29 protein-coding genes and 1 tRNA gene are annotated in these 25,802 nt (G+C 60.8%); 24 read left to right on the top strand and 6 right to left on the bottom strand.

Translation table 11 applies throughout. The annotated features are described in order from the left end of the window. Window positions 1–146 precede the first annotated feature (146 nt). The 10 genes from BRPE64_RS17630 to BRPE64_RS17585 all read left to right on the top strand — a co-directional run bounded on the left by BRPE64_RS17630 (window position 147) and on the right by BRPE64_RS17585 (window position 8,760). Entirely contained in the window at window positions 147–1,088 is a 942-nt protein-coding gene (locus BRPE64_RS17630; RefSeq protein ID WP_016354851.1) for a helix-turn-helix domain-containing protein, read from the top strand. Window positions 1,089–1,325: 237 nt separating this feature from the next. Next, window positions 1,326–2,483: an amine dehydrogenase large subunit gene (locus BRPE64_RS17625; protein ID WP_016354850.1), complete on the top strand. Its 1,158-nt coding sequence runs from the start codon at window positions 1,326–1,328 to the stop codon at window positions 2,481–2,483. A 9-nt stretch (window positions 2,484–2,492) separates the two neighbouring features. Next, window positions 2,493–3,053, top strand: a complete 561-nt coding sequence (locus tag BRPE64_RS17620) for a MauE/DoxX family redox-associated membrane protein (protein ID WP_016354849.1) — start codon at window positions 2,493–2,495, stop codon at window positions 3,051–3,053. Next, window positions 3,050–3,694 carry a methylamine dehydrogenase accessory protein MauD gene (mauD, locus tag BRPE64_RS17615; protein ID WP_016354848.1) on the top strand — a complete coding sequence of 215 codons (645 nt, stop codon included), beginning with the start codon at window positions 3,050–3,052 and terminating at the stop codon, window positions 3,692–3,694. Before BRPE64_RS17620 ends, mauD begins: the two co-directional genes overlap by 4 nt. A gap of 40 nt (window positions 3,695–3,734) precedes the next feature. Further along, the gene (locus BRPE64_RS17610) at window positions 3,735–4,256 is read left to right on the top strand and encodes a methylamine dehydrogenase light chain (RefSeq protein WP_016354847.1); all 522 of its coding nucleotides are present in this window, start codon (window positions 3,735–3,737) and stop codon (window positions 4,254–4,256) included. Further along, a complete protein-coding gene (locus BRPE64_RS17605) occupies window positions 4,253–4,738 on the top strand; it encodes a c-type cytochrome (RefSeq protein ID WP_016354846.1) in 486 nt (161 codons plus the stop codon). The genes BRPE64_RS17610 and BRPE64_RS17605 overlap by 4 nt, the downstream gene beginning before the upstream one ends. Further along, on the top strand, window positions 4,735–5,199 hold the full coding sequence (locus tag BRPE64_RS17600; RefSeq protein ID WP_016354845.1) for a c-type cytochrome: 465 nt from the start codon (window positions 4,735–4,737) through the stop codon (window positions 5,197–5,199). The genes BRPE64_RS17605 and BRPE64_RS17600 overlap by 4 nt, the downstream gene beginning before the upstream one ends. 10 nt (window positions 5,200–5,209) lie before the next feature. Next, window positions 5,210–6,715, top strand: coding sequence for an aldehyde dehydrogenase family protein (locus BRPE64_RS17595; protein ID WP_016354844.1), 1,506 nt, complete (start codon window positions 5,210–5,212; stop codon window positions 6,713–6,715). 9 nt (window positions 6,716–6,724) lie between these two features. After that, entirely contained in the window at window positions 6,725–7,939 is a 1,215-nt protein-coding gene (locus BRPE64_RS17590) for a porin (protein ID WP_016354843.1), read from the top strand. Between the two features lie 80 nt (window positions 7,940–8,019). Further along, the gene (locus BRPE64_RS17585; protein WP_016354842.1) at window positions 8,020–8,760 is read left to right on the top strand and encodes a DUF429 domain-containing protein; all 741 of its coding nucleotides are present in this window, start codon (window positions 8,020–8,022) and stop codon (window positions 8,758–8,760) included. Between the two features lies 1 nt (window position 8,761). Here the strand turns inward: BRPE64_RS17585 and BRPE64_RS17580 are convergent, their stop codons facing one another. Further along, on the bottom strand, window positions 8,762–9,241 hold the full coding sequence (locus tag BRPE64_RS17580; protein ID WP_016354841.1) for a nucleoside deaminase: 480 nt from the start codon (window positions 9,239–9,241) through the stop codon (window positions 8,762–8,764). 42 nt (window positions 9,242–9,283) lie between these two features. After that, window positions 9,284–10,192 (bottom strand): LysR family transcriptional regulator, encoded by a 909-nt coding sequence (locus BRPE64_RS17575; RefSeq protein WP_016354840.1) that lies wholly within the window; start codon window positions 10,190–10,192, stop codon window positions 9,284–9,286. Window positions 10,193–10,321: 129 nt separating this feature from the next. Between BRPE64_RS17575 and BRPE64_RS17570 the strand changes: the two genes are divergently transcribed. From BRPE64_RS17570 to BRPE64_RS17555, 4 genes are all read left to right on the top strand, one after another. Next, on the top strand, window positions 10,322–11,218 hold the full coding sequence (locus BRPE64_RS17570) for an NAD(P)-dependent oxidoreductase (RefSeq protein ID WP_332444311.1): 897 nt from the start codon (window positions 10,322–10,324) through the stop codon (window positions 11,216–11,218). Between the two features lie 15 nt (window positions 11,219–11,233). Beyond that, window positions 11,234–12,745: an aldehyde dehydrogenase family protein gene (locus BRPE64_RS17565; RefSeq protein WP_016354838.1), complete on the top strand. Its 1,512-nt coding sequence runs from the start codon at window positions 11,234–11,236 to the stop codon at window positions 12,743–12,745. Window positions 12,746–12,798: 53 nt separating this feature from the next. Further along, window positions 12,799–14,139 (top strand): DUF3100 domain-containing protein, encoded by a 1,341-nt coding sequence (locus BRPE64_RS17560; protein ID WP_016354837.1) that lies wholly within the window; start codon window positions 12,799–12,801, stop codon window positions 14,137–14,139. 69 nt (window positions 14,140–14,208) lie between these two features. Then, window positions 14,209–14,427 carry a hypothetical protein gene (locus tag BRPE64_RS17555; RefSeq protein WP_044042389.1) on the top strand — a complete coding sequence of 73 codons (219 nt, stop codon included), beginning with the start codon at window positions 14,209–14,211 and terminating at the stop codon, window positions 14,425–14,427. A 92-nt stretch (window positions 14,428–14,519) separates the two neighbouring features. Here BRPE64_RS17555 and BRPE64_RS17550 read toward each other — a convergent pair. Beyond that, window positions 14,520–14,596, bottom strand: a tRNA-Val gene (locus tag BRPE64_RS17550). Between the two features lie 432 nt (window positions 14,597–15,028). Here BRPE64_RS17550 and BRPE64_RS17545 point away from each other — a divergent pair. The 4 genes from BRPE64_RS17545 (at window position 15,029) to BRPE64_RS17530 (ending at window position 17,277) form a co-directional block, all read left to right on the top strand. After that, complete coding sequence (locus BRPE64_RS17545) at window positions 15,029–15,679, top strand: hypothetical protein (protein WP_016354835.1); 651 nt, start codon at window positions 15,029–15,031, stop codon at window positions 15,677–15,679. Next, window positions 15,676–16,341, top strand: coding sequence for a hypothetical protein (locus BRPE64_RS17540; protein ID WP_016354834.1), 666 nt, complete (start codon window positions 15,676–15,678; stop codon window positions 16,339–16,341). Before BRPE64_RS17545 ends, BRPE64_RS17540 begins: the two co-directional genes overlap by 4 nt. 9 nt (window positions 16,342–16,350) lie before the next feature. Then, window positions 16,351–16,707 carry a hypothetical protein gene (locus BRPE64_RS17535; RefSeq protein ID WP_016354833.1) on the top strand — a complete coding sequence of 119 codons (357 nt, stop codon included), beginning with the start codon at window positions 16,351–16,353 and terminating at the stop codon, window positions 16,705–16,707. A 174-nt stretch (window positions 16,708–16,881) separates the two neighbouring features. Then, window positions 16,882–17,277, top strand: a complete 396-nt coding sequence (locus BRPE64_RS17530; protein ID WP_044042388.1) for a hypothetical protein — start codon at window positions 16,882–16,884, stop codon at window positions 17,275–17,277. Window positions 17,278–17,302: 25 nt separating this feature from the next. Here BRPE64_RS17530 and BRPE64_RS17525 read toward each other — a convergent pair whose 3' ends face one another. Next, the gene (locus BRPE64_RS17525) at window positions 17,303–18,250 is read right to left on the bottom strand and encodes a GlxA family transcriptional regulator (protein WP_016354831.1); all 948 of its coding nucleotides are present in this window, start codon (window positions 18,248–18,250) and stop codon (window positions 17,303–17,305) included. A 175-nt stretch (window positions 18,251–18,425) separates the two neighbouring features. On the opposite strand from BRPE64_RS17525, the gene BRPE64_RS17520 reads away from it, so the two are divergent. Then, on the top strand, window positions 18,426–19,235 hold the full coding sequence (locus BRPE64_RS17520; protein ID WP_016354830.1) for an SDR family NAD(P)-dependent oxidoreductase: 810 nt from the start codon (window positions 18,426–18,428) through the stop codon (window positions 19,233–19,235). A 101-nt stretch (window positions 19,236–19,336) separates the two neighbouring features. Here BRPE64_RS17520 and BRPE64_RS17515 read toward each other — a convergent pair whose 3' ends face one another. Continuing rightward, window positions 19,337–20,545, bottom strand: coding sequence for a LacI family DNA-binding transcriptional regulator (locus BRPE64_RS17515; RefSeq protein WP_232519234.1), 1,209 nt, complete (start codon window positions 20,543–20,545; stop codon window positions 19,337–19,339). A gap of 22 nt (window positions 20,546–20,567) precedes the next feature. Between BRPE64_RS17515 and hisD the strand changes: the two genes are divergently transcribed. Next, window positions 20,568–21,881, top strand: coding sequence for a histidinol dehydrogenase (gene hisD, locus BRPE64_RS17510; RefSeq protein WP_016354828.1), 1,314 nt, complete (start codon window positions 20,568–20,570; stop codon window positions 21,879–21,881). A gap of 20 nt (window positions 21,882–21,901) precedes the next feature. After that, window positions 21,902–22,339 (top strand): acyl-CoA thioesterase, encoded by a 438-nt coding sequence (locus BRPE64_RS17505; protein ID WP_044042387.1) that lies wholly within the window; start codon window positions 21,902–21,904, stop codon window positions 22,337–22,339. A gap of 19 nt (window positions 22,340–22,358) precedes the next feature. Here BRPE64_RS17505 and BRPE64_RS17500 read toward each other — a convergent pair whose 3' ends face one another. After that, window positions 22,359–22,790 (bottom strand): MarR family winged helix-turn-helix transcriptional regulator, encoded by a 432-nt coding sequence (locus BRPE64_RS17500; RefSeq protein ID WP_016354827.1) that lies wholly within the window; start codon window positions 22,788–22,790, stop codon window positions 22,359–22,361. Between the two features lie 338 nt (window positions 22,791–23,128). On the opposite strand from BRPE64_RS17500, the gene BRPE64_RS17495 reads away from it, so the two are divergent. The 3 genes from BRPE64_RS17495 to BRPE64_RS17485 all read left to right on the top strand — a co-directional run bounded on the left by BRPE64_RS17495 (window position 23,129) and on the right by BRPE64_RS17485 (window position 25,758). Continuing rightward, window positions 23,129–23,500 carry a tautomerase family protein gene (locus tag BRPE64_RS17495; protein WP_016354826.1) on the top strand — a complete coding sequence of 124 codons (372 nt, stop codon included), beginning with the start codon at window positions 23,129–23,131 and terminating at the stop codon, window positions 23,498–23,500. A gap of 70 nt (window positions 23,501–23,570) precedes the next feature. After that, window positions 23,571–24,914, top strand: coding sequence for an MFS transporter (locus tag BRPE64_RS17490; protein WP_232519233.1), 1,344 nt, complete (start codon window positions 23,571–23,573; stop codon window positions 24,912–24,914). A gap of 85 nt (window positions 24,915–24,999) precedes the next feature. Continuing rightward, window positions 25,000–25,758 carry an SDR family NAD(P)-dependent oxidoreductase gene (locus BRPE64_RS17485; protein ID WP_016354824.1) on the top strand — a complete coding sequence of 253 codons (759 nt, stop codon included), beginning with the start codon at window positions 25,000–25,002 and terminating at the stop codon, window positions 25,756–25,758. The last annotated feature ends 44 nt before the right edge of the window (window positions 25,759–25,802 follow it).

The following is a 25,802-nucleotide window of genomic DNA, read 5'->3' as shown; positions in this document are numbered from 1 at the left end:
ACGCATGCCGTCATGCATTTTTCAATCGTGCATTCCTAGAATTGCGTCTTAACCTTCAGACAAGAAGAATTAAGGGGCTTGACGTCAAAAAAACTAAAATCTATAAATGCGTCGCTTGGCTTGCGACGCGAAATCAGGAGGAGGGCATGTACGCCAGCTACGAAATCTTCGAGGACGCCGACCGGCACGCGCATGCGCTGGCGGGTTGGGAACAGCGCTACGATCAAATCGGCGAAGGCGCATTCCGCAGCGCGGTGAAACAGGTTTCGATGGCGGGCGTGCAAGTGTTTCAGGAAACAGCGAACGTTCGTGTGGTTCAGCGCGGGCAGTTGCCGGCAGGGTATGTCACGTTCGGGCTCGTTCTCGGCGGCGGCGCACCATTTTCGTTTCAGGGCGTCAAGGTCGACGGAAATGGAATGGTCGCCGCGCCTGGCGCACGGGAATTTTTGCTGCATTCGCCGGCAAATATGTCGCTGCTCGGCATCGCGATCGAGTCGGACAAGCTCGAGGCGGCGGCGGACGCTGCGGGTGTCGATATCAAGCACGAACTTCTGGGTCAGCATGTGCTGAGCATTCCCGGCGCCGCGGGTGCACGCGCGGGCAGGCGTATCGTCACGACGGTCGAAGCGGTGCTCGCCGATCCACACGCTTTCTCATCGTCTGATGGTCCGCAAAACTTCGCGAACGCCGTCACCGATAGCATTCTGGAATTGCTGACCTTCCACGTTCCGAGCCGCGAGGACCGACTTACCTACGCTTGCAGGTCGGATATCGTGCGGCGCGCCCACGATCTCGTGCTCGCACGTCCCGAGCAACCGGTATCGATTCTCGACTTGTGCGAGCGCTTGCGCGTCAGTCGCCGGACCGTTCAAAACAGCTTTCAGTCGGTCACGCAGATGAATCCGCTGAGTTACCTTCGCGCGATTCGTCTTGCGCAAGTCCGACGGCTGTTGACCGCCACGCCGCAAAGCGAAGTACCGGTTCGCGAAGCAGCCATGCGCTGGGGCTTTAGCAATCTCGGTCACTTCGCAAGCGATTACAAAAGCCTTTTCGGCGAACTTCCCTCTCAGACACAGCGCGCCCGCTAAACGCAGGCATTCCTCGCCTGAGGAATCGCTAGCCGCCTTTAGCGCGGCGTTGTACGGCTGCGCCTCCCAATTCCCCGATTCAAGCGCCCTCTAAGGGACTCGAACGCGTGCTAAGCGCGTCTCTGTCGGCTCGCTTTCGAATGCTCCATTTCGGCACGCACGCGCTGCCGCTTCCGAAGTGCTCTTTTTTATTGATCTCTTTAGAGTCGTTTCGACGATAAACGAGGAGGAGCACAGATGAAGCACAGACGGCTGGCCGCCGCGACAGGGGCCTTATTCTATGGACTGCTTGCGTGTCAGCCGCATGCGGGTGCGGCCGAAAAGCCGGAAGAGCTGACCGTGGCAAAGGTCCCGCCGTATAACCCGCATCGCGTCTATGTCGCTGACGTTTCGTTCGCGAGCATGACCGACGCGCGTGTACACGTATTCGACGGCGATTCGAAACGCTTCGTCGGCGAAATCGACGGCGGTTTTGCGCCGGGCTTTGCGATCTCGCCCGATCACAAGACGAGCTATGTCGCGACGACGTACTTCGCGCGCGGCGGGCATGGCGCACGTACCGATGTCGTCGAGATCATCGACAACACGACGCTCGATGTGACCGGTGAAATCGTGATTCCGGCCAAGCACGCTCAGGCCGTGCCTACGCCATACAACACGACTTTGTCGGACGACGGCAGCCGCCTATTCGTATCGAATATCACGCCATCGACTTCGGTCACGGTAATCGATACGGCGACAAAGAAGGTCGTAGGCGAGATCGATACAGATGGTTGCGTGCTCGCTTATCCCACCGGCAACGATCGCTTCACCGCACTCTGCGAGAGCGGCAAGGCGCTGACCGTCAAGCTCGACGCGACCGGCAAGGAAGCGAGCCGCAAGCTGTCAGAGGCGTTTATCGATGTGGAGAAAGATCCTGCCTTCGTCAATGCCGTCCGCGACGCAAACAGATATGTGTTCACGACCTTCAACGGCCGCGTGCGCACGGCGGACTTTTCCGGCGACACGCCCACGTTCGGCACGCCATGGTCGTTGCTGAGCGATCAGGAACGCAAGGCAGGCTGGCGTCCCGGCGGTCTTCAGCAGACTGCGTTCCATGCCGCCGGTCATCGCCTTTATGTGGCGATGCATAAGGGCGTGGACGGCTCGCATAAAGAGCCGGGCACGGAGATCTGGATCTACGACACCGAGAGCAAAAAGCGCGTGGCACGCTGGGAACTCGCGAAGCAAAAGATCGATCCGTTGCTCGCCATTCAGGTGAGTACCGACGACAAGCCGCTGTTCTATGGCCTTACGCCGACATCCGATCTCGTGGTTCTGGATGCAGCCACAGGCAAGCGCCAGCATGTCGAAAAGCAGCTCGGCTCGACGTCGACGTTGCTGCTCAACCCTTGAGGTAACGCGATGATCGATCCCGTCTTGCTCATGGTGTGCATTGCGTCCACGGCGATCGTCGCGCTTGCAGGCGCGGTGCCGAAATGGCGTGACCCTGCGCGCTTTCGTGCGTCGCTCGAAGCGTTCGCATTGTTGCCCGCGTTTGCGCTGAAGCCGCTGTCGTACATGTTGCCGCTGCTGGAAACCGCGGGTGCACTCGGGCTGTTGTTCGCCGACACGCGTGTGCCGAGTGCTGTCGTGCTGGGCGCGCTTTTCACGCTCTTCGCCTTGGCGCTCACGATCAACATACTGCGCGGCAATACCGATATCGACTGCGGATGCTCGGGCTTTATCGCCGCGTCGCAAACGTCGGAACGCACGCCGCGCGCCATCGGATGGTGGCATGTCGCACGGGCGTACTCGCTCGCGATACTGGCCGCTTGCGCGGTCTTTCCCGAAGCGGGCCGTGCCCTCGTGTGGTTCGACTATCTGAGCGCCTGCGCATGCACGCTCTTCGCAGTCGCTGCGTGGTTCACGCTCGACCTGCTGCTCGCCAATCTTCCCAAGCTCGATTCTCTGAGGAATTCATGATGCAAACCGCCCTGATGATTTCGGCCGCACTGTCGTGGGCCGCCTTGCTCGCGCTCGGCGCGATCTGTCTTGCACTCGTTCGCCAGGTCGGCATTCTGTATGAACGCATGATGCCCGCCGGCGCGCTGATGATCGACAAAGGTCCGGCAGTCGGCGCCGTTGCTCCGGTATTCGAACTCGCCGATATCGCCGGCCGCGCGGTGAAGATCGGCGGCTTGTCGCCGGTCAAGCGCAATACGCTGGTCTTTTTCCTCTCGCCGACTTGCCCCGTGTGCAAGAAGCTGCTGCCTCTGCTTCCGTCGATTCAGGCGCGCGAAGCAGCCACCGACATCGTGCTCGCAAGCGATGGCGATATCGACGAGCATGCTGCGTTCTATCGCAAGACGGGGCTCGCCAAGTATCCGTATGTCTTGTCGCAAGAGCTCGGCCTTTCCTATCAGATCGGCAAGTTGCCCTACGCCGTGTTGCTCGACGAAGAAGGCAAGGTGCGCGCAAAGGGTCTCGTGAATACGCGCGAGCATCTGGAAAGCCTTTTCGAAGCCAAAGAGCGCGGCGTGGCTTCGTTGCAGGAATTCGTGCACGGCAAGCATGACGACCATGCGCATCACGATCACGCAGGGCAAGTCGGGCAGCACGCCTGAAAGCGCCATTTCATCATTCCATTACTACAGGTGAGCGTCCATGAAATGGCTGGATTCGTTCTTTGAACACAAGGCGCGCGGCGTGGCGCAACGCAGTTCGCGTCGCGGCGCAATGGCGAAGCTCGGCAAGGTGCTGGTCGGATCGGCGATGGTGCCGTTGCTGCCGGTCGATCGCACCGCGTATGCGACTGAGCCTAAGAAGCCGGGTGCATCGGCAAGCGATGACCCGACGAGCTGCGATTACTGGAAATACTGCGCAATCGACGGCTGGCTTTGCAGTTGTTGCGGCGGCACGTCGAGCAGTTGTCCGCCGGGCACGACGCCTTCTCCGATCACGTGGATCGGCACTTGCCGCAATCCGCACGATGGCTCCGACTACATCGTGTCGTACAACGATTGCTGCGGCAAGACGACGTGCGGCCGCTGTTTCTGCAATCGAAACGAGCGTGAAAAACCGCTCTACAAGCTATCGCTCAACAACGACATCAACTGGTGCATGGCAAACGGCAATTCGAATTACCACTGCTCGGTGTCCGTCCTGCTTGGAGCCGCCACGCAATGAAAACCTCACGTTCATTGATAAGCGCGCTCGTCGCCGGTGCTTTGGTTCTTTCATCATCGGCATTTGCGCAGGCGGTTCACTATCCCGGCGGCAAAGCGACGTTCGATGGCAAGTGCGCCGTCTGTCATCAAGCAGGCGGAAAAGGCATGGACGGACTCGCGCCGCCGCTCGTCGAATATCCCGGAAAATATGCGAGTTCGTCCGACGGTCGCGCTCAGTTGGGACACACCGTGCTCTACGGCATGTTCGGGCCGATCAAGGTGAAAGACAAAAGTTATAACTTCAAGATGCCGAGCTTCGCCGCCTTGAGCGATGAAGAGATCGCCGACGTGCTGAACTATGTCGTCTTCGATCTGAATGCACAGCACGGCGCTGCAAAGCCTTTCGACGCCGCCGAGGTCAAGGCATGGCGCGCAGGTCCAATCGATGCATCCGCTGTACATCAACGTCGCGATGCGGTCGTGAAGGGCCTCGGGCTATGAAGTCGCGCGCGGTGCTGGCCGTCGCCGCGTGCGTCGCACTCTGCACGGCAGCCGCAATGCAGGCGCAGGCGCAGGAGATCGATGCTGCGCGTGCGCGTCAAGGCTGGGTGCTCAATTGCATGGGTTGCCATACCGCCGATGGTTCCGGCATTCCCGGCAAGGTGCCTGCGTTGCGCGAGTCGCTTGGTCATTTCGTCGCGCTTCCCGAGGGCCGTCAATTCGTGATGCGCGTGCCAGGTGCATCCAATTCCGCTTTGAACGATGCAGATCTGGCCAACGTGCTGAACTGGTTGCTCGCAACGATGAACGAGCAATCACGGCCTGCATCGTTCAAGCCTTATACGGCGGAAGAGATCGCAGCGCATCGTCGTCCCGCGCTTAGCGATGTTGCGCGCACGCGCTTAAAGCTCGTCAAAGAATTGCAGGAGAACGGCATCGACGCCGTCCCGGAACATTACTAGGAGACATCGAATGAATCATCATCAGCATCTCGCGATGCTCGAATCGACGCGCGCATTCATCGCGTCCGCTAAGAGAATGCCGATCGACGGCGCATGGGTGGAGAGCCTGAGCGGCGCCACGATCGACGTACTCAATCCCGCCGATGGCGAACTGCTCACGCGCGTGCCGAGCGCCGACGAACGCGATGTGGACCTCGCGGTACAAGCCGCGCGCCGCGCATTCGACGACTCGGCATGGTCGCGCATGAAGCCGACCGATCGCGAGCGCCTGTTGTTGCGCGTGGCCGATCTGATCGAAGCGAATGCGCGCGAACTCGCGGAAATCGAATCGCTCGATAACGGCAAGCCCGTGACGGTCGCGCAAGGGCTTGATGTTTCGATGGCCGCGCAATGCTTTCGCTACATGGCCGGATGGGCAACGAAGATCGAAGGCAGCACGCCCGAGGCATCGATTCCCTATAGCCCGTCGAACGACTTCTTCGGTTATACGCGCAAGGAGCCGGTGGGCGTTGTCGGTGCAATTATTCCGTGGAATTTCCCGCTGCTGATGGCGTCGTGGAAACTCGCGCCGGCACTCGCAACGGGCTGCACCGTCGTGCTCAAGCCCGCTGAAGATACGCCGCTCTCGGCGTTGCGACTCGCGATGCTGCTCGAAGAAGCCGGCATCGAGAAAGGCGTCGTCAATATCGTCACGGGTCTTGGCCGCACGGCGGGCGCGGCGCTCGCTCGTCATCCCGGCATCGACAAGATCGCCTTCACCGGTTCGACGCCGACCGGCAAGGCAATCGGACACGCAGCCCTCGACAACATGACGCGCATGTCGCTCGAACTGGGCGGCAAGTCACCGGTCATCGTATTGCCGGATGTGGATATCGACAAAGCCGCCGAGGGCGTCGCCAATGCGATCTTCTTCAATTCCGGTCAGGTGTGCACGGCGGGCTCGCGCGTCTATGTGCACGACGGGATTTTCGATCGCGTGATGGAACGCGTCGCCGCAATCGCGCAGGCTATGCCGATGGGACCGGGCCTCGATGCATCGACGCAGATCGGTCCGATCATCTCGGCGCGGCAGATGGATCGCGTGCTGAGCTATATCGAAGCGGGCCGCGACGAGGGCGCTCGCGCTATCGCAGGCGGTGCGCGCAAGGAGGGCGCGGGCTTCTTCGTTAAGCCGACCGTGCTCATCGATACCGATCATTCGATGAAAGTGGTGCGCGAGGAAATATTCGGACCGGTGCTCGTCGCGATGCCGTTCAATGATATCGACAGCGTGGTCGCCAAGGCCAACGACACACCGTATGGGCTCGGCGCAAGCATCTGGTCGAACGATCTCTCGGCCGTGCACAAGCTCGTGCCGCGCATCAAGGCGGGCACGGTATGGGTCAATTGCCATTCGCTTCTCGACAATGCCATGCCGTTCGGCGGCTTCAAGCAATCCGGCTTCGGGCGCGAACTGGGCCGCGCAGTGATCGACATGTACACCGAGACGAAGTCGGTGTTGATCAACTACGCGTGAGGACACCGCATGACATCGAATACGATCTCGCGCAAGCTCGTGGCGGCAGGGGCGCTGGCCGTGTGCGCGAATGCATCGGCACAAGGATCGGTGACGCTGTACGGTACCGTCGATGCCGGACTGACCTATACGACGAATCAGCAGTTCACGAGCGCAGACGGCAGCGTTGGTTCAGGGCACAACTATGCGTTCTCGGGCGGCAATCTGGTGCCGTCGCGTTTCGGCTTTCTCGGTGTGGAGGATTTGGGCGGCGGTCTTCAAGCGAAATTTATGCTGGAGAACAGCTTCTATACGGGCAGCGGAAACTTCGTGCAGGGTGGGGCGCAGTTCAATCGGCAAGCCTGGCTTGGGCTGGCACACGAACAATTCGGCACGCTGTCGTTCGGGCGTCAATACGATTCCTATTCGGATTTCCTGGGCGTTTATGTGTCGAGCAATTCGTGGGCAACGTTGTATGGCTCGCATATCGGCGACGTGGACAACCTGAACGAAGCATTCAACTTCAATAACGCGATCAAGTACACGAGCCCGGACTGGAATGGTTTCTCGTTAGGCGGCACCTATAGTCTGGGTGGAGTTGCAGGCGACTACGCGCAGCGGCGCGGCTATGCATTGGCCGCTGCTTATACGCGCTTGCCGGTGTCGCTTAGCGCGGGCTATCTGAATCTGCGCAATCCGCTCGATGCGGCTTTAGGCGGCGCTAACGGCTATATCGGCGATTTCGCTTGCTCCAATCCGACTGCGCTTTACTGTCAGTTGCAGAATGCGGAAGCGCTCAAGGCCTATGGCGCCGGTGCGTCTTATGCAATCGGACCCGCAACCATCGCGCTGATTTATACGCATAGCCGTCTGGAGCACAGCCAGTATTTCGCCGATAGCGCCAATCCGCATGGACGCAATGTCGGCTTCGATATCGGCGAGGTGAATCTGACGTATGCTGCCACGCCATTTCTGCAACTGGGACTCGCGTATATCTATAACAATGCGAAGGTGGATGGCGGCTCGTCGACGCGCTTTCATCAGGTGAATCTCGGCGCGAACTACGCGTTATCGAAACGTACCGCGCTGTATGGCGTCGCGATCATGCAGAAGGCGGTGGGTGCGGGTCTCGGCACCGATCCGGCAACGGGCGCAAGCGCGAACTACGCGCAGATTCCCAATCTGCCGAACTCGAACAGTGATCGCCAGTTGTCCGTGACGCTTGGCATACGGCACAACTTCTAGGCATTCCGAGGGCGTGAGACTGCTTTCCGCCGGGTCTTTTATAAGGCTCGGCGCATCGCATTCGTTGATACGATTGCCGCATGAACAACGAACTCGACGCACAAGCCGATCTGTTCGGCATCGATGGCTGCAGGGCAGGCTGGTTCGTCGCGAAGCAATGCGGACGCACCGGAGATATTTCGACGCGCGTGATCGCTCGATTTCACGACTTGATCGACTGGCAACACGATCAAGCTGTTATAGCCGTCGATATGCCTGTCGGGCTTTCTGCCGACGGCATTCGCGCCTGCGATACGCGCGCGCGCAAATTGCTGGGACTTCCTCGCGCAAGCTCGGTCTTCTCTCCGCCGACGCGCGCGGCGCTCGCCGCATCGACCTATGAAGAAGCGTGCGACATCAATCATGCGGCAACGGGTAAGCGCATCTCGCTTCAGGCCTTCCACATCAGAAACAAGATTGCCGAAGTCGATCACTTGCTGCGCACGCAAGCGGCAGCGCGAGGTCGTGTATTCGAAGTGCATCCCGAGTTGAGCTTCATGCATTTGCGTATGCAGGAAGGCGGGCCGGCACACGGCCTTCGCGAAAGCAAGGCTCAGGCATCCGGCTTTACGTTACGTCATGCGATGCTCGTACGATGTTTCGGCAGCGCGATCGACACGGCGCTGTCTGCGAGAAAAGCCGCGCAAGCTTCGCGAGACGACGTGCTCGATGCCTTCGCCGTTCTATGGAGCGCGCGCCGCATCGCTTCGGGCGAAGCGTTGCGCATTCCCGAAACCATCGAAGCGGATGACGCAGGCCTCCCGATGGCAATCTGCTTCTAACCTACTTCCGACGATAATGCGCCACATGCAGCGCCTTCACGCGTTCGGCAAACTCATCGACGGGTCCGTCGACGACGGTATCGTCGATCACATCCTGTATCGACAGCGGACGCACGCGGCCCGGTTTCGCGCCGAGTTCCGCGCGCCATTGCGTGAACTGTTTCGTCGATGCCGCATAGACGATGCGCCCAAGCCCAACCCACGCGTGAGCGGCCGAACACATCGGGCAATGTTCGCCGGACGTGTACACGACCGCGTCCTTTCGCTCGGCTTCGGGCAGATGCTCGGCCGCCCATTTGGCGATGGCGAACTCCGGATGACGCGTGTGGTCGCCGCCGCTCACGCGATTGCAGTCTTCGAAAAGCACGCGCCCGTCCTTCGAAACCAGTAGCGAGCCGAAGGGTTCGTCGCCGTCATCGAGTGCTTCCTGTGCGAGTGCGATGCAGCGGATCAGGTGCTGCTTGTCGGTATCGTCAATCATCTTTCCTCCTTGATTTTGAGTCGCGGCTACGATGCTAGCGGACTAACGAAACGCCCGCATCTGCGCCGTCATCAGCTGAAGCATCTTGTTCGATGCAACCGATAGCCTGCGTCCCGCGCGCGTGACGAGATGCGCTTCGGCGTCGGCGAGAATCGGATGCGTGATGTCGATGGCGAACAGATCGCCGGCTTCCATCTCGCTCGTGATAGCGAACGCGGGCAACACCGTAATGCCGAGTCCGGACTTCACGAACTGCTTCAGAATGGCGATCGAGTTCGTTGTCACGACCGGATCGAGCCTGAGCTTTTCCGCGTATTCGACCGCCTGCAGCATCTGCCGCGTGCCGTATGAAGCATGCGTCACCGCGAGCGGGAATTGCGCGAGTTCCTGCACGCTCATCGACTTGCGCTCGCGACGCGGAAAGTCGGGCCCGACAATCGCCATCATCGGTTGCCGCTTGATCGCGCGCGACACCAACTTCGGTTCCTGCGGCGGGTTATAGACGAGACCGATTTCGCCTTCGTCCTCGGAGATTTTGCGGATCACGTCGTTGGTGCCGCCGAGATCGAGATTCACCTTGATGCCGCTGTATTGTCTGCAGAACTGCTGCATTGGCCCGGACAGCAGATCCGATACGAAGCCCTCGCCGAGCACGATGTTCACCTGACCCGTGCGCAGCCCGCGCAGTTCCTGAAGGCGCGAGAGAAGGTCGTCGCGATGTGCGAGCTGCTCGCGGAAATACTCGATCACGCATTGCCCGGCATCCGTCGGTTTCACGCCGCGCGCGTGCCGCTCGACGAGCGCCGCATCCAGTTCCTTTTCCAGCAGGCCGATCTGCCGGCTCACCGCCGATGGCGCCACGTTCAGGAAGTCGGCCGCCGCGCGTATCGTGCCGCAGCGCACGGCTTCGAAGAAATAGACGATCCGGCTATCGGTGAGATTGTCGGTCATAGGCTTCAGTGTTCTAAAAATTAGAACACATTCAATATTGGCGTTGATTGATTGTACGGCTTCACGGACCGAATATGACGGGAACGCACAACGCGCGATGCATCGGCCAGACAGGCTGCGTCGAACCGCATCGCGCACGGGACGGAGATTTCGCTGATGAAGACGGTAGGTGTGATCGGGCTGGGAAACATGGGGCGCGGCATGGCGCGCTCGGCCAGGCGCGGCGGGTATCGCGTGCTCGGTTTCGATGCGGCGCCGGGCGTCGCGCAGGCGCTGGAGGCGGACGGTATCGAGGCGCGCACGTCGATCGCGGCGATCGCGGGCGAAGTCGATGTGCTGATTCTCTCGCTGCCGACTTCGGCGATTGTCGAGGAAGTCGTGCTGGGGCAGGGCGGCGTGGCATCGAGCGGGAAGCGCGGGCTGATTGTCGTCGACACGACAACCGCCGATCCGAACAGCACGAAGAAAGTGGCGGCCGCGCTCGCGGAATGCGGCATCGGCTTTGTCGATGGCCCGGTGAGCGGCGGCCCGAAAGGCGCCGCGACCGCCACCATGACGATGGTCCTCGGCGGCACGGAAGCCGACGTCGCCGCGGTCGAGCCGATCCTCGCCGTGATCAGCGCGAAGCGCGTGCATGTCGGGCCGGTCGGCGCGGGACACGTGACGAAGATCATCAACAACATGCTGACGGGCGTGCACTTGCTCGCGGCGAGCGAGGCGGTTCGCGCGGCGAAGGCATCGGGCGTCGATCCGGAGAAGCTCGTCGAGGCGCTCAACGGCGGCTCGGGACGCAACAGCGCGACGCTCACCAATTATCCGACGTGGATCTTCAACGACAAGTTCGACTCCGGCTTCACGATGAAACTCATGCGCAAGGACGTGCGCCTCGCGATGGCGCTGCTCGACGGCGTGCACGCGAACGCGCCGATCGCGCAGGAAGCGGGGCGGCTGTGGGCGGCGAGCGAGGCAAGCATCGGCGATGCTGAAGACTTCAATCGCATCGTGCAGTTCATCGAATCGAAGTAAGGGGAATCTCCGGACATGGAATACAACGCAGCAGAACAGCTTCTGGCCGCTTTCGCGCACTTCTTTCCGAACGCCAAGACGATCGGCTCGTACGTCGGCGGCGAATTGCTCGAGGGCGCGGGCGAAACGATCCAGCTCTACGATGCCGCCACGGGCAAGCGGAGCCTCGCCTATAAGGACGGCGGCGCTGCGGTCGTCGAACAGGCGGCGACCGCGGCCACGCGTGCGCAGAAGCAATGGTGGGCGCTCACGCACGCGGCGCGCGGCCGGGTCATGTTCGAGATCGCGCGGGAGATCCGCCGGTGCGCTGAACCGATCGCGCGGCTCGAATCGCTCGGCTCCGGCAAGCCGATCCGCGATTGCCGGGGCGAAGTGGCGAAGGTCGCCGAAATGTTCGAGTACTACGGCGGCTGGGCGGACAAGTTTTATGGCGATGTCATTCCCGTGCCGACGTCGCATCTGAACTACACGCGTCGCGAGCCCGCCGGCACCGTGCTGCAAATCACGCCGTGGAACGCGCCCGTGTTCACCTGCGGATGGCAGGTCGCGCCCGCCATTTCGATGGGCAACGCCGTGCTCCTCAAACCGTCCGAGCTGACGCCGTTCACTTCGCTCGTGATCGGGCTGCTGGCGGAGCGCGGCGGCGCACCGAAGGGACTCATCAACGTGCTCGCGGGGCTTGGGCACACGGTCGCGCAATCGGCTATCGCGCACAAGGCGGTCAAGAAAGTCGTGTTCGTCGGCTCGCCCGCGACGGGCGCGCGCATCGCCGAGGCGGCTGCGAAACGCGTGTTGCCGTGCGTGCTGGAACTGGGCGGCAAATCGGCCAACATCATCTTCGCCGATGCCGATCTGAAGCGCGCGGCACTAACCGCGCAGGCCGCGATTTTCGCGGGCGCGGGGCAAAGCTGCGTCGCGGGTTCGCGCCTTTTGGTGCAGCGTTCCGTCTACGATGAATTCGTCGCGATGGTCGCGGCGGGCGCCAAGAAGATCAAGGTCGGCGCGCCGCTCGACGATACGACCGAAGTCGGCCCGATCAATAATCGCAAGCAGTACGATCACGTGATGTCGATGATCGGCAAAGGCTTAGCCGATGGAGCAACCCTCGCGGCGGGCACGGCCGAGCGTTCGGACGCGGGCTATTTCGTCGCGCCGACGGTGCTCGCGGGCGTCACCAACAACATGGACGTGGCGCGCACCGAAATCTTCGGACCGGTGGTCGCGGCGATCCCGTTCGATACGGAAGAAGAAGCGGTTGCCATCGCCAACGACACCGAGTTCGGTCTCGCGGGCGCCGTGTGGACCAACGACGTCGCGCGTTCGCTGCGCGTTGCGGCCGAGGTCGATGCGGGCACGTTCTGGGTGAACGGCTACAAGACGATCAACGTCGCGTCGCCGTTCGGCGGATACGGGCTTTCCGGATATGGCCGTTCGAGCGGCGTCGAGGCACTCTACGAATACACGCAGACCAAGAGCGTGTGGGTCGAAACGGCGCGAGAGCCGGCAAACACGTTCGGCTATCTATGAACCACATATGATCCACGCATGAGCCACGCACGGGCAATCAAGGGGAGAAGGGAATGGAAAGCACGTTGAGCGCGGAAAGCGCACAAAGCAGTGGTCTCAGAACCGCGAAGCTGTTCTTCTACGCCGCAATCATTCTGTTGATCGCGGAGTTCATCGGCGCGTTCACGTTCAGGATCGGGCCGGGCAAGGTCGTCTTGTTGCCGATGATCTGGGCGCTGTTGCTCGGCGCCGCGCTCGGACTCGTCTCCGAACGCTGGAAGAGCCCGGCGCGTCTCGACGTGCGCAGCCAGTTTTATGCCGCCGCCATTCTCCAGCCGGCGCTCCTGTTGTTCGTCGCGAAGCTCGGGCTGATGGTCGGCAGCGCGTTGCCCAAGCTCGCGGCGGCCGGCTGGGCGCTCGCGTTTCAGGAACTGGGCCATTTCGTCGGCACGATCCTGCTCGGTCTGCCGCTCGCGCTTTTGCTCGGCATCAAGCGCGAAGCGATCGGCGCGACGTTTTCCGTCGGGCGCGAGCCGAGTCTTGCGATCATCGGCGAAAAATACGGCATGGATTCGGCGGAAGGGCGCGGCGTGCTCGCCGAATATCTGACGGGCACCGTCTTCGGCGCGGTGTTCATCGCGATCTTCGCGGGCTTCGTCGCCAGTCTGCATATCTTTCATCCGCTTGCGCTCGCGATGGGCTCGGGCGTCGGCTCCGGCAGCATGATGGCGGCGGCCTCGGGCGCGATCGCCGCGCAGCAGGACCCGGAGACGGCCAAATCGGTGCTGACGTTCGCGGCGGCCAGCAATCTGATCACGACGACCATCGGCACGTACTTCACGCTGTTCATCTCGCTGCCGATGGCGGTGTGGGGCTATCGTCTGCTGGAGCCGCTCATCGGACGCACGACGAAGGCATCGAGCGCGCGCGACGCGGCATCGACAGCGCCCAAACTCGGCGACGTGAAGACCGAGGCGCCTCATCTCGGTTACGGCGGCAAGCTGCTCGCCTGGGGCGTCACGGCCGCGATGGCGATCGTCGCGGACTGGATCACGCACGGCACGACGCCGCTGCAGGCGCTGCCGGGCATGGCGCTGATGGTGCTGGCGACGATCGTCGGCGATGCCGTGGCGCAGGCGACCGGGCGCAAGATTCCGGCGGTGTGCTGGGTGTCGATCGTGGCGATGTTCCTGACTTCGCCGTGGTGCCCGTGGGCCGCGCAGATCGCGACGGCGAGCGCACAGAACGACTTCCTCGGCGTGACGACGCCGATGCTCACCTTCGCCGGACTCTCGATCGCCAAGGACATTCCGGCGTTCAGAAGGCTGGGCTGGCGCATTGTGCTGGTGTCGTTCGTGGCCAACGCCGGAACCTTTCTCGGCGCGGCGCTCGTGGCGCAGCTTTTCCATATCTGAAGTACGGCGGCGGGCCGCGCGGTATAAAATCAGAATGTATTTGTCTCGCGCTCGAACGCGCTCGCCGCCATGGAAACTCCTTCGGGCAAAGAAGCCTCCCGCAAACGACTGTCGCCGCGCATGCTCAACGTGCTGACGGCGCTTATCGGCCTCGCCACGCTCGCATTGGGCGTGGCATGGCTGATCTACACGTGGATCGTCCATCTGGAAGTGCCGTACTTCGCTATTCCGCTCGTGCTCACGGTGCCGGTGATCGTCGCGGTGGCCTTCCGTAATTGCTGGGATTGAAGCGCAATTGAAGCGTTGCTGAAAGGCGCGCGTCAATAAAAAACGCACCATCGCGATATGAATCACGATGGTGCGTTTTTTATTGAATGCGTTGGTAGGCTCGATTGGACTCGAACCAACGACCCCCACCATGTCAAGGTGGTGCTCTAACCAGCTGAGCTACGAGCCTACAGAAGCCGCGCATTATAGGGGATAGTTTCGCGTTGTGGGAAGCCCCTCGCGAAAAATTTCTCATCTACGCGTTTTTGTCTTCCGGGCAGCGGCGCTGTTCGTGTCGTTTCCTGCATCTGCGTTTTCTGCGTTTTCCGCCTCTTCCTCGCTTCCGAACGACAGCATCGGGGCGAGCGATCTGTCATGACCCGCAAAACGTCCGATTCGACATCGGTTCTGGCGGCAAATCGCCGGGCGCAACGACCAATATTCTTTTGAATCCCGCTTGTCGATCAATTCCTCTAATTAGTTCGGATTCCGATCTTCATGAGTCATCCGCTCGCGATGGCCGAAGTATCGGACGTGTGCCGTGTCGCTCGCCAATTACGACTCAAACGAAGCGTGAGCGAATACCCATTGATGTATGTGAACCCTTAGTTTGGAGGCCGCCATGTGGTTCGACCATCAGATCTTTTTTTCTGAATATGAAAACGCTTTTTCGAAGCTGACCGCGCCGCAACTTTCCGGGCTTGATCGCTTGCTCGGCTTCGTGCAGCTCGATCCCGATGTGAACGATGTCCGCTGGGTCGCCTACATGCTCGCCACGGTCAAGCACGAATGCGGCGACACATGGCAACCGATCACGGAGTGGGGCAAGCCCGATTACTTCAAGCAATACGACCCGGTGTCGGACAAAGCGACGCGGCTCGGCAACACGGTAGTCGGCGACGGCTTCATGTATCGCGGCAGGGGATTCGTGCAGATCACCGGCAAGCGGAACTACCTGAGCGTCGGACAGCGGCTCTCGCTGGGCAGCGATCTCGTGTCGAATCCGGAACGCGTGCTCGATCCGCTGACGGCTTATCGCATCATGTCGGTCGGCATGCGTGAAGGCATCTTCACGGGCAAGAGCCTGAAGTCGTACATCAACGATAACGGCACCGACTATCTCGGCGCGCGCAGGATCATCAACGGACAAGATCGCGCCGCGGACATTCAGGTCTATGCGCAGAAGCTCGAAGCGTCGTTGAATGCGGCGTTGCAGGCGCAGCCGGAAGAGGCGCAGCCTGCGGAAGCGCAGCCCGAGGAGGCGAAGGCATGACCATGCATCGGTCGAACAAGCTCGGCCTGCGGCTGCGGGCCTATCTGACGACGGCCGCGTTCGTGATGTTGACGGGCGCGGCGTGCACGACGATCCAGATCGCGCCGGACTACGATCCCGCGCTCGTCGCGGGCATCAGCAAGTCGACCAACGACGTCATGAGCATGTATGCGTCGACGAGCCTTGGTACGAGGGCGGACACCTTCGCGAGCCGGGTCGATCGATACGATCAGATTCTCGGTGAACTCGATGCGCTCGCGGTGCAGGCGCAAAGCCGTCCGATACCGGATGAAGCCTTGCGCAACAAGCTCGAGCAGTATCTGAAGGACCGGCAGGCGGTGCCCCCGCCGGTTTCGCCCGAGAATCAGCAGAAGCTCGCGGATATCGCCGCGCGCAACAGCGCGAAATGCGCCGCGAAGCTCAATCTGCAAGCGCCGAAGCTGAGCATGCCCGCCGGCGGACTCGACGGACAGGGCTATGTCGTGCCGAGCGCGTTCGCGTTGATGCAGGCGTCGAGCACGATCGCAAACATGCGCAACGAAGATTGCGCGCAGGGTCTGTCGCCGGATCTGGTTCGGGCATACCGGGGTCAGACGCAGCATTATCTGTTCGAGGCCATGGCTTACGAACAATTCTTGAACCGGCAAGGCAACGCCAAGTGAGGATCTGTCATGGCACTCGATCTGACGAACACTGCGAAGACCTTCGTATCGAACATCTCGTCCGCAGTGAAAGACACCACGACCCAGGACCTGACGACGCTCAAGGGCTTCTCGGAAGAACAACTCGATTCGCTTGCGCGCCAGTCGGCGCTCGTTGCGGGCATGATCGAAAAGAACGAATTCACCGACGACGAACGCGATTTCTTCCTGATCGGTTTGCAGAATATGGCGAGCAGCTTCGTGCATACGCTGATCGGCATGCTGGAGGTGGAGATCGAAAAGATCTATAACGCCGTCGTGAAGGCGATTTACGATTCGATCAGTAGCCTGGCGAAGGTGGCGTTGGCAGTGCCGGTGCCGGTTTGAGGAGAAGAGCGGGAGGGCGGCGTTTGCCGGTGTCGATTCTTTGCAAGCTCAAGCCGGAGGTCGACCAAAGCTCGCATAGACTGCGGTCGCTTATGTCCGGAAACCTTGCGCATGTGACATTGGAACGCCCCCGCGTCCGATGAAAAAATGGGGCTTTCGAGGAGTGTGACGACCATGCCCTACCTGCAACTGGATGTATGCGACCACTATTCGGTGGAAGACAAGCGGCACCTGGCGCTGAAGATGAGCGAGACCTACGCGCGGATGATGTCGGTGGACATCCGGCGTATCAGCGTCGCGATTCGAGAGTTGGGCGAAGGAGGCGTCTGGCGGATTCCCGAAGCCGGTGACGAGCCCACACCGGTCGCGGTGATGATGCTGGACATCAGGAAGGGCAGACCGCCCGAGTTGCGTATGGACGTGGCCAAGGCGCTTTGCGCGCATTGCATCGACATTCTCGGCCTGCGCGAAGACAGGCTCAACGTCGAATTCACTCAGCATTCCGGCGATGAGATGTATCACCCGGCGCTGGGTGGCTATAGTCCGGAATGGACACCCGGCGAGCACTAAGCGCGGGCCGTGCGGCGAAACGCGCTCAGTGCGCCAGCGGCGTGACGCCCGATGCTCGCTGAATGGTTTGCGGCGGCTGACCGAACGCACGCAGGAACGCCTGACGCATGCGTTCACGGTCGCCGAAGCCCGTCTCCCGCGCGACCACCTCGATCGGATGACGCGTCGTCTCCATCATCAGGCGAGCAGCCTCGACGCGAAGCCGCTCGACCGCCTTGGCAGGCGATTGCCCCGTTTCCTCACGAAATACCCGGCTGAACTGACGAGGGCTGAGCCGTGCCGCTTCGGCCAGCCGCTCGACCGACAAATCGCTCGCCAGGTTTTCACTCGCATAGGCGAGCGCCATCTGCACGCGGTCCGAGCGTGCTCCCATCTCGAGCAGCGCCGAGAATTGCGACTGGCCGCCGCCGCGCCGTTGGTACAGCACGAGTTTGCGCGCGACCATGCGCGAAGTCTCCAGCCCGAAATCGCTCTCGACGATTGCAAGCGCGAGATCCACGCCGGCGCTCATGCCCGCTGACGTCCACATTTGCCCATCGACCACGTAGATGCGGTCTTCCTCGAGTTGGATCTTCGGATATTGCGTCTGGAAGGCACGCGCGTGGAACCAGTGCGTCGTTGCGCGCTTACCTTCCAGCAGACCTGCGGCCGCCAGCACGAACGCGCCCGTGCAGATCGAAGCAATGCGTCGTGAATGGTGCGGTGCCTGCCGAAGGTATTCGACGAGCGCCGCCGAAGGCAGGCGGCATTCGTTGTCGCCCGCGACGATCAGCGTGTCGTAACCCTCCTTGGCCAGCGGTTCGCTATGAACCGAAAACCCCTGCGACGACGCGACCGGCCCGCCGTGCTCGGACACGATGCTGAACTGGTACGACGCTTCGTCGCGCAGAAGGTTGGCGTATTCGAAGACGCTGGCCACGGCGAGCGCGAGCGACTGAAAATTCGGATAAACGAGAAGTCCGACGGTATGCATGACGTTCCGAGTTCGATGACCTGATTCATTGAAGTTAGCACGAAAAGGACAGATTCCAAGGCAAATCTATGGCTTAAATCATTGCATATATGACATTGAGGTCGAACGCGGTCGAGGTCAGAATTCGCTCCATGAACCGGCACCCAGTTGGTTCAACCCACTCAAAGGAACGATCATGACTGCTTCTACGAAAGGTTTTGCACTGGTCACGGGCGCATCGGCCGGCATCGGCGCGATCTACGCGGACCGCCTCGCGCGGCGTGGCTTCGACCTGATTCTGGTGGCGCGCAACGCGTCCCGATTGAATGCGCTCGCGGACCGCCTCGCGAAAGAAACGGGCCGCTCGATCGAGACCGTTGTCGCGGATCTCAACGACAAGGCTGCGCTCGCGACAATCGAAACGCTGCTTCGCGAAGACCCGCGTATCACGATGCTGGTGAACAACGCGGGCGTCGGTTCGGTTGCGTCGGTGCTGGATGGCAACGTCGACGTCATGGAATCGATGATCGACCTCAACATCACGGCGCTGACACGCCTCACCTATGCAGCCGCGCCTGCTTTCGTCGCGAAGGGCTCGGGCACCATCATCAACATCAGTTCGGTGGTGGGCATTGCGGTGGAATTGCTCAACGGTGTCTATAGCGCGTCGAAGTCCTATGTCCTGAGCTTCGGCCACGCACTGCAACGCGACCTCGCAGGCAAAGGCGTGCGCGTGCAGACCGTGCTGCCGGCCGCGACGGCAACCGAGTTCTGGGACGTGGCGGGCTATGCGAAGCAAAAGGAAGCGGCGAGCACGATGACGGCCGACGACCTCGTCGATGCCGCGCTCGCAGGGCTCGACCAGGGCGAACTGGTGACTATCCCGACGCTGCATGACGGCGACCAGTGGACGAAGTGGGAAGCGGACCGTCGCGCGCTGGCGCCCCGGTTCGCAAATGCCAAGGCTGCGCCGCGTTATGCGTCGAATGTTGAAGCGGCCGAGTAACTTCGCCAACCCTGGCCACCATGAATCTGCTTAAACGTTGAACGGGAAGGCGAACTCGATCGGTCGCAGATGAACGCGATGCTCAACCGTGAGCAGCAGAGTCAACCTGACGGTCCTGTTGTATCGCGACGGACCAGTTGGATGGGCAGGACATCGTGGACGGGCGCGCTCATCCCTCCGGCTCGAATGCGCTCGACGAGTCTGCGTGCGGCGGTGCGCGCCATGGCTTCGACGGGCTGTCGGATCGAGGTCAGCGCGACCAGCGGCGATCCGGCAAGCGGCATGTCGTCGAAGCCGATGATCGAGAGTTGCCGGGGCACCGCGATGTTCTGCCGTTTTGCCGCTTCGAGCACACCGAGTGCAATCGTGTCGTTCCCGGCGACGATGCCCGTGACTCGGTTTTCCTCGCTCAGCATCGCGATGGCGCAGGAATATCCGGCCTCGCTGGTGTAATCACAATAGATCAACGGCACCGATGTCGATGGTATGCCCGCGCCTGCGAGCCACTGCAAGGCGCCTTTGACACGGTCTCTGCTGGTCGATGTGTTTTGCGAACCCATGACCAGCCCGATCCTGCGATGCCCCAGTTGATGCAGATGCTCGACCGCGAGGGCGCCGGCGTGAACGTTGTCGACCTCGACCGTGTCGACCTTCACGTCATCCACGGACCGGACGACGAGCACCAGGGGAATGCCGCGTCTCTGCATCTCTGCCACTACGGGTGAGTCGAGCGTCGCGGTCGCAAAGATCATCCCGTCGAGATAGCCATCTATCAAGGGCCGAAAAGCCAGCAGATTGTTCGAGTCGTTCATCGGATCGATCATCAAGGTGATCTGATAGTCGAACTCCTGCAGGGCGTCATGAAGATGCGTCAGCAACAAGGTCATGAACCGGTTATGCAGCGCACCGACGACCACGCCGATCAGCTTCGTCGCCGACTTGCGCGTGGATCGACCCTGTGACGGCATTCGGTAGCCCATCTCAGCCGCAACGGCCTGCACGGCGCCACGGGTTTCGCTGCTGATGGCGGGGTGACCCGTCAATGATCGTGAGACCGTGGATACCGATATGCCGAGGCGCTCGGCAACATCTTCGAGCCGGACTTTCGAGGCCTTTTCGCGGCCGCCTTTACCAATTCTGGTTTGCATAAATTTGCATTGATCCGTTGTGATGCGATCTCGTCTTACCGCTGAATTGCAGGCGTCTAGGGAAAGTATCGAGCATTTGCGCAAAATTTGCATAAAAAGTTGCGCTACATTTGCATCAATGCAGCCAGCCTTCTCAACCATCGGCGCACGCTGCTTCTGCATCACTTCGCAAAGGGAAACGCAAATGGCAATCCAGTACTTGAAGCATGGGCGCAGCGCGGAAGCGTCTTCGCAGGACGCGGCAAAAGTTCGTGATGTGGTCACGGGCATCCTCGCCGATGTCGCGTCGCGCGGTGACGCGGCAGTCGCCGAACTCTCGGCGAAATTCGACAACTGGTCGCCCGAGCGTTTCCGGCTGTCGGAGGACGAGATTGCGAGCTGCATTCGCACGCTGTCTCCGGGCCAACTCGAAGACATCAAGTTCGCGCAGGCTCAGGTGCGCAACTTCGCTCAGGCACAACGCGAGTCGATTCGCGATGTCGAAATCGAAACGCTGCCGGGCGTGGTGCTGGGTCACAAGAACATGCCGGTCGACAGCGTGGCGTGCTACGTCCCCGGCGGCAAGTTTCCCCTGGTTGCATCGGCACACATGGGCGTCGTGACGGCGAAGGTGGCGGGCGTTGCGCGCATCATCACGGCATCGCCGCCGGTCGGTGGCAAGCCGAATCCCGCTGTGGTTGCAGCCATGCACCTCGGTGGCGCCGACGAGATCTACACGTTCGGCGGCGTTCAGGCGATCGCGGCGATGGCGCTCGGCACGCAAACCATCGATCCGGTCGCGATGGTGGTTGGGCCGGGCAATGCGTATGTCGCGGAAGCGAAGCGTCAATTGTTCGGCCGCATTGGCATCGACCTGATCGCGGGGCCGTCCGAGACGCTGGTGATCGCCGACGACAGCGTCGATGCGGAACTGTGTGCGACGGACCTTCTGGGTCAGGCGGAGCATGGCTTCAACACACCGGCCGTTCTTCTGACGAACTCGATGCAGTTGGCGAAGGACACCATCGCCGAGGTCGAACGCCTGCTCGAGATTCTGCCGACCGCCAACACGGCAGGGGTTTCGTGGCGCGACTATGGCGAAGTGATCGTGGCGGACACGCTCGAAGAGATGGTTTCGGTGGCCGATCGCATCGCGTCCGAGCACGTTCAGGTGATGACGCGTGACCCGGATTACTTCCTGAAGAACATGAAGAATTACGGTGCGCTGTTTCTCGGCGCCCGCACCAATGTCGCTTATGGCGACAAGGTTATCGGCACGAATCACACGTTGCCGACGGGCAAGGCCGCGCGCTATACCGGCGGTCTGTGGGTCGGCAAGTTCATCAAGACTTGCACGTATCAAAAGGTGCTGACGGATGAAGCAAGCGCGCTGATTGGCTCGTACTGCTCGCGGCTGTGCGCGATCGAAGGCATGATCGCGCACGGCGAGCAAGCCAACATCCGCGTGCGCCGCTTCGGCAATCGTGATGTGCCGTACGGTACGGCCGTCCCTGCGTAATTGCCGCCGAGGTGACGCTCATGACACGGACCAGGCCGCGGCCTCGAAGCGACTTTCACTGGTTTTGCCAGGTCAACACCCAGTGGAAAGACATCGACATCTACGGGCATGTGAACAATGCCGTTCATTACACCTGGTTCGATACCGCAGTGAATGGATGGCTCATCGATCGCGGTCTTCTCGACCCGATTCGCGGCGATGCTGTCGGCCTGGTCGTACGCACGAGTTGCGAGTATTTCGACGAGGTCGTTTTCCCGGACCTCGTCACCTGCGGATTGTGCGTGAGCAGAGTAGGGACGACCAGCGTGACATACGAGCTGAGCCTCTTCATAAACGACCGTGATCAGTCGTTCGCGCATGGCACTTTCGTTCACGCCTACGTCGACCGTGTTACGCGAAAGCCTGTTCCGTTGGCCGACGAATTGCGGCAAGCGGTACATCAGATCCAGGAAACTTGAAAATGCGGCGGCGGACCGTCTAGCGTTCACCACCCACATTCTGCAGCGTCTCGAGTGCCTCGAGGAGCACATTCCGGGCCGGCCCCTTGAGGTACTTCTTGAGTTCCTTCTCGACCTGATTTTGCGCCGCGCGCCAGTGCGGCTCCGCCTCTTTCAAAACGCGCTTACCGGCAAGGCTGAGCTTCGCGAGTTTGTAACGCGCATCGTCGTCGCTGGAGACTTCAACCCATCCCGCATCGATGAGTAATTTGATGTTGCGCGAGATAGTCGTCTTGTCGAGCGACAACTCGGCTGCGATCTCGTTGTAGGTTGCCGAGCCGAGTCTATCGAGGCCGCGGAGCAGGGTGTGCTGTGTGATTTTCAGGCCCACCGGGCGCAAAGCCTCGTCGTAAATGCTCGTCAGGGCATTCGCGGAGCGCCTGAACTGGGTGCAATAGCATTCGGTGAACATCGACGATCCTTTTCGAAAGAATGATCAGTGTATATGCAACTATCGTAGCACTTCCTGACGAGAGACGGCACAGGCTTTCCGGAGACAGAGGTCGCTACGGGTTCGCACTAGGTTGAAGAGGCATCGATTCTTACTAGACTGTTGCATATACATCGGTTGTAGATGCATCTGTTTTAGACCGACGCTGTGGACCTGAGGCGGGACATGAACATCGTTTCGCGTCGGCTTCGTTCGGATACGCTGCGCCCATATAGATGCATATGCAACAGATTCATTGCGCGGGCATCGATCCGGCGATCGCTACCGCAGCCCCAACTAGCTTTTAAGGAGTTCCCGAAATGCCCATCATCGTTTGCAACACGCGCGCTGGACTGGACGTCGACATCAAACGGAAGATCGCCAAAGCGATCACCATCGCCGTGAACGAGACCATCAAATCCCCGCTCGAAATCATCAGCGTCGTCTTTAACGATCTTGCTTCCGAAAGCAGTTACGTGGGTGGAGAGCCGGGCGCCGACACGCTCATCATGTGCAACATCCGCGCCGGTCGATCTGACGACGCGAAGCTCACGCTGGTCAAGAAAGTGAGCGCTATTTTCAGTGACTATGCGGGTATTTCGGAAGATCGTATCGAGACCGGCCTGCTCGAATTCAATCCCAAGTTCATCATTCGGGGCGGCCGGCAGTTGCCCGATCCTCCTTACGCGTGATCGCTGACGCGGGACGTGGATAGTCAGTCGGTTCATACATATTTGCATACCTATGCATCAGGAGACGGGTTTGAATACTAAGCACTCGACTGCGACAACGCGTTCGTCACCGAAGATGGTGACGATTGCCATCGCCAGTTTCATGGGAAGTGCCATTGAGTGGTTCGACTTCTTTCTCTACGGAATCACCTCGGCACTTGTTTTTGGCAAGTTGTATTTCCCCGGTGGAGATCCGTTGACGGGGACGCTTCTGTCGTTCGGCACGTTTGCCGTGGGCTTCGTCGCGCGACCTTTCGGCGGCATTGTCGCAGGCCATCTCGGCGACCGCGTCGGGCGCAAGTTCGTGCTGGTGACCACGCTGCTGGCAATGGGAGTGTCGACCACACTGATCGGTCTCGTGCCGTCGTACAACAGTATCGGACTTGCGGCGCCGGTCGCGCTGATACTGCTGCGCATCGTGCAGGGACTGGCCGTGGGCGGAGAGTGGGGCGGAGCAGCACTGATCGCGGTCGAGCATGCCAAACCGAACCGACGCGGCCTTTATGGCAGCTTTCCGCAGATGGGGCTTCCCGCAGGCCTGTGTATGGCAGTGGGCGGGATGGAGTTGGCGAGTCGTTTGCCCGAAGCGGAGTTTCTTGCGTGGGGCTGGCGCATTCCGTTTTTGTTCAGTGCGGTTCTCGTCGCGGTTGGTCTCGTCATCCGACTCCGCATCGAAGAGCCGCCCGCGTTCAGGAAAGTGCTCGACACGGACTCGACCGTCAAGCTCCCGATCGTCGAGGCGATTCGCAAATTTCCGAGGGCGATTTTGATGTCCGCCGGACTTCGCTTTGCCGACAATATTCTGTACTACGTATTTACGACTTTCGGCCTGACGTACATGACGAGCCATCTCGGCCTGCCGCGAAAAACAGTGCTGGTCTCCATTCTGATCGCCGCCGCGCTGGAACTGCTGACGAATCCTCTCTTCGGTGCGCTATCGGACAGGTTCGGCCGAAAGCAGGTGGTGATTTTCGGCGCACTCATTGCCGTGGTAGCGCCGTTCCCTTTCTTCCACATGGTAGGAACCGGGAATCCTACGATGATCCTGCTTGCCGAGATCATGGTGATCACGATCGCACATGCGGCCGTGTTCTCGCCGATGGCCGCGTGGTTCGCGGAAATGTTTAGCCCCGAAGTCCGCTATAGCGGGGTGACGATCGGCTTCCAGCTCGGTGCGTTGCTCGCCGGCGCGCCGACGCCGCTGATCGCCACGGCGCTGCTTGCCAAATACGGCGACTACACGCCCGTGGCTATCTTCGCGATGATCGCGGCGAGCATCACGCTGGTGTGTGCATTGTTCGCGAGGGTCGCTCATGAGCGCCGAGCGCCGTCAGCGGCGACCTTGATTCCGGCCGGCACGACGCATGAAGGCTGACCGAACGCATCGCCCAACTCTGCGAGGGATATGGATGCGCGCCGCTTAACAATCGATCAACCGAAGTTGAATACCTGAGGGACACATGTTTAACGGACTCTTCAACCTGGAAGGGAAGTGCGCTGTCGTGACCGGCGCGGGACGTGGCCTTGGCGCGGACATCGCTTCCTTGCTCGCGCAATCCGGCGCACACGTCTATCTGCTCAGCAAGGATGCAGGAAAACTCGATGATGTCGCCGCTCGCATCCATAGGAACGGTGGGGCGTGCACGCCTGTCGTATGCGACCTCCTTAAAGACGATCAACTGGAGCGGGCGTTTGACGATCTTCCCAGGCTGGACATCCTTGTGAACAACGCGGGCACCAACATCCCCGCGCGGCTCGCGGACGTCACGACTCGGGATCTGGACTTCGTGATCAACCTGAACATCCGAGCGACATTCCTGGCGACACGAGCGGCCGTTCGTAAGATGCTCGAAGGCGAAGCGACCGACGACCGCGTCATCATCAACATTTCGTCGCAGATGGGGCATGTGGGCGCGCCTGATCGATCGGTGTATTGCATGACGAAGCATGCGATGGAAGGTCTGACGAAAGCAGCCGCTGTCGAACTCGCGCCCAGAATACGCGTGAACACGGTAGCACCGACATTCGTCGATACACCGATGACACAGCCGTTCTTCGAGAACGAACAATTCAAGAGCTGGGTATTCGACCGGATACCGATGGGCCGTCTGCTCTCGAGCGATCACGTCGCGGCGGCGGTGTTGTATCTCGCATCGCCTGCCGCCGCGATGATCACCGGAACGAGTTTGCGTATCGACGGAGGATGGACGGCACAGTAGAGGCCGCTCATCGGCGCGCCTCAACATGTAGGGCGGCAAGATGC

It is taken from the genome of Caballeronia insecticola, from assembly GCF_000402035.1.
GTDB lineage: Bacteria > Pseudomonadota > Gammaproteobacteria > Burkholderiales > Burkholderiaceae > Caballeronia > Caballeronia insecticola.
Note: the sequence above shows the minus strand (reverse complement) of the source record. Positions and strands in the feature narration are given on the sequence as shown.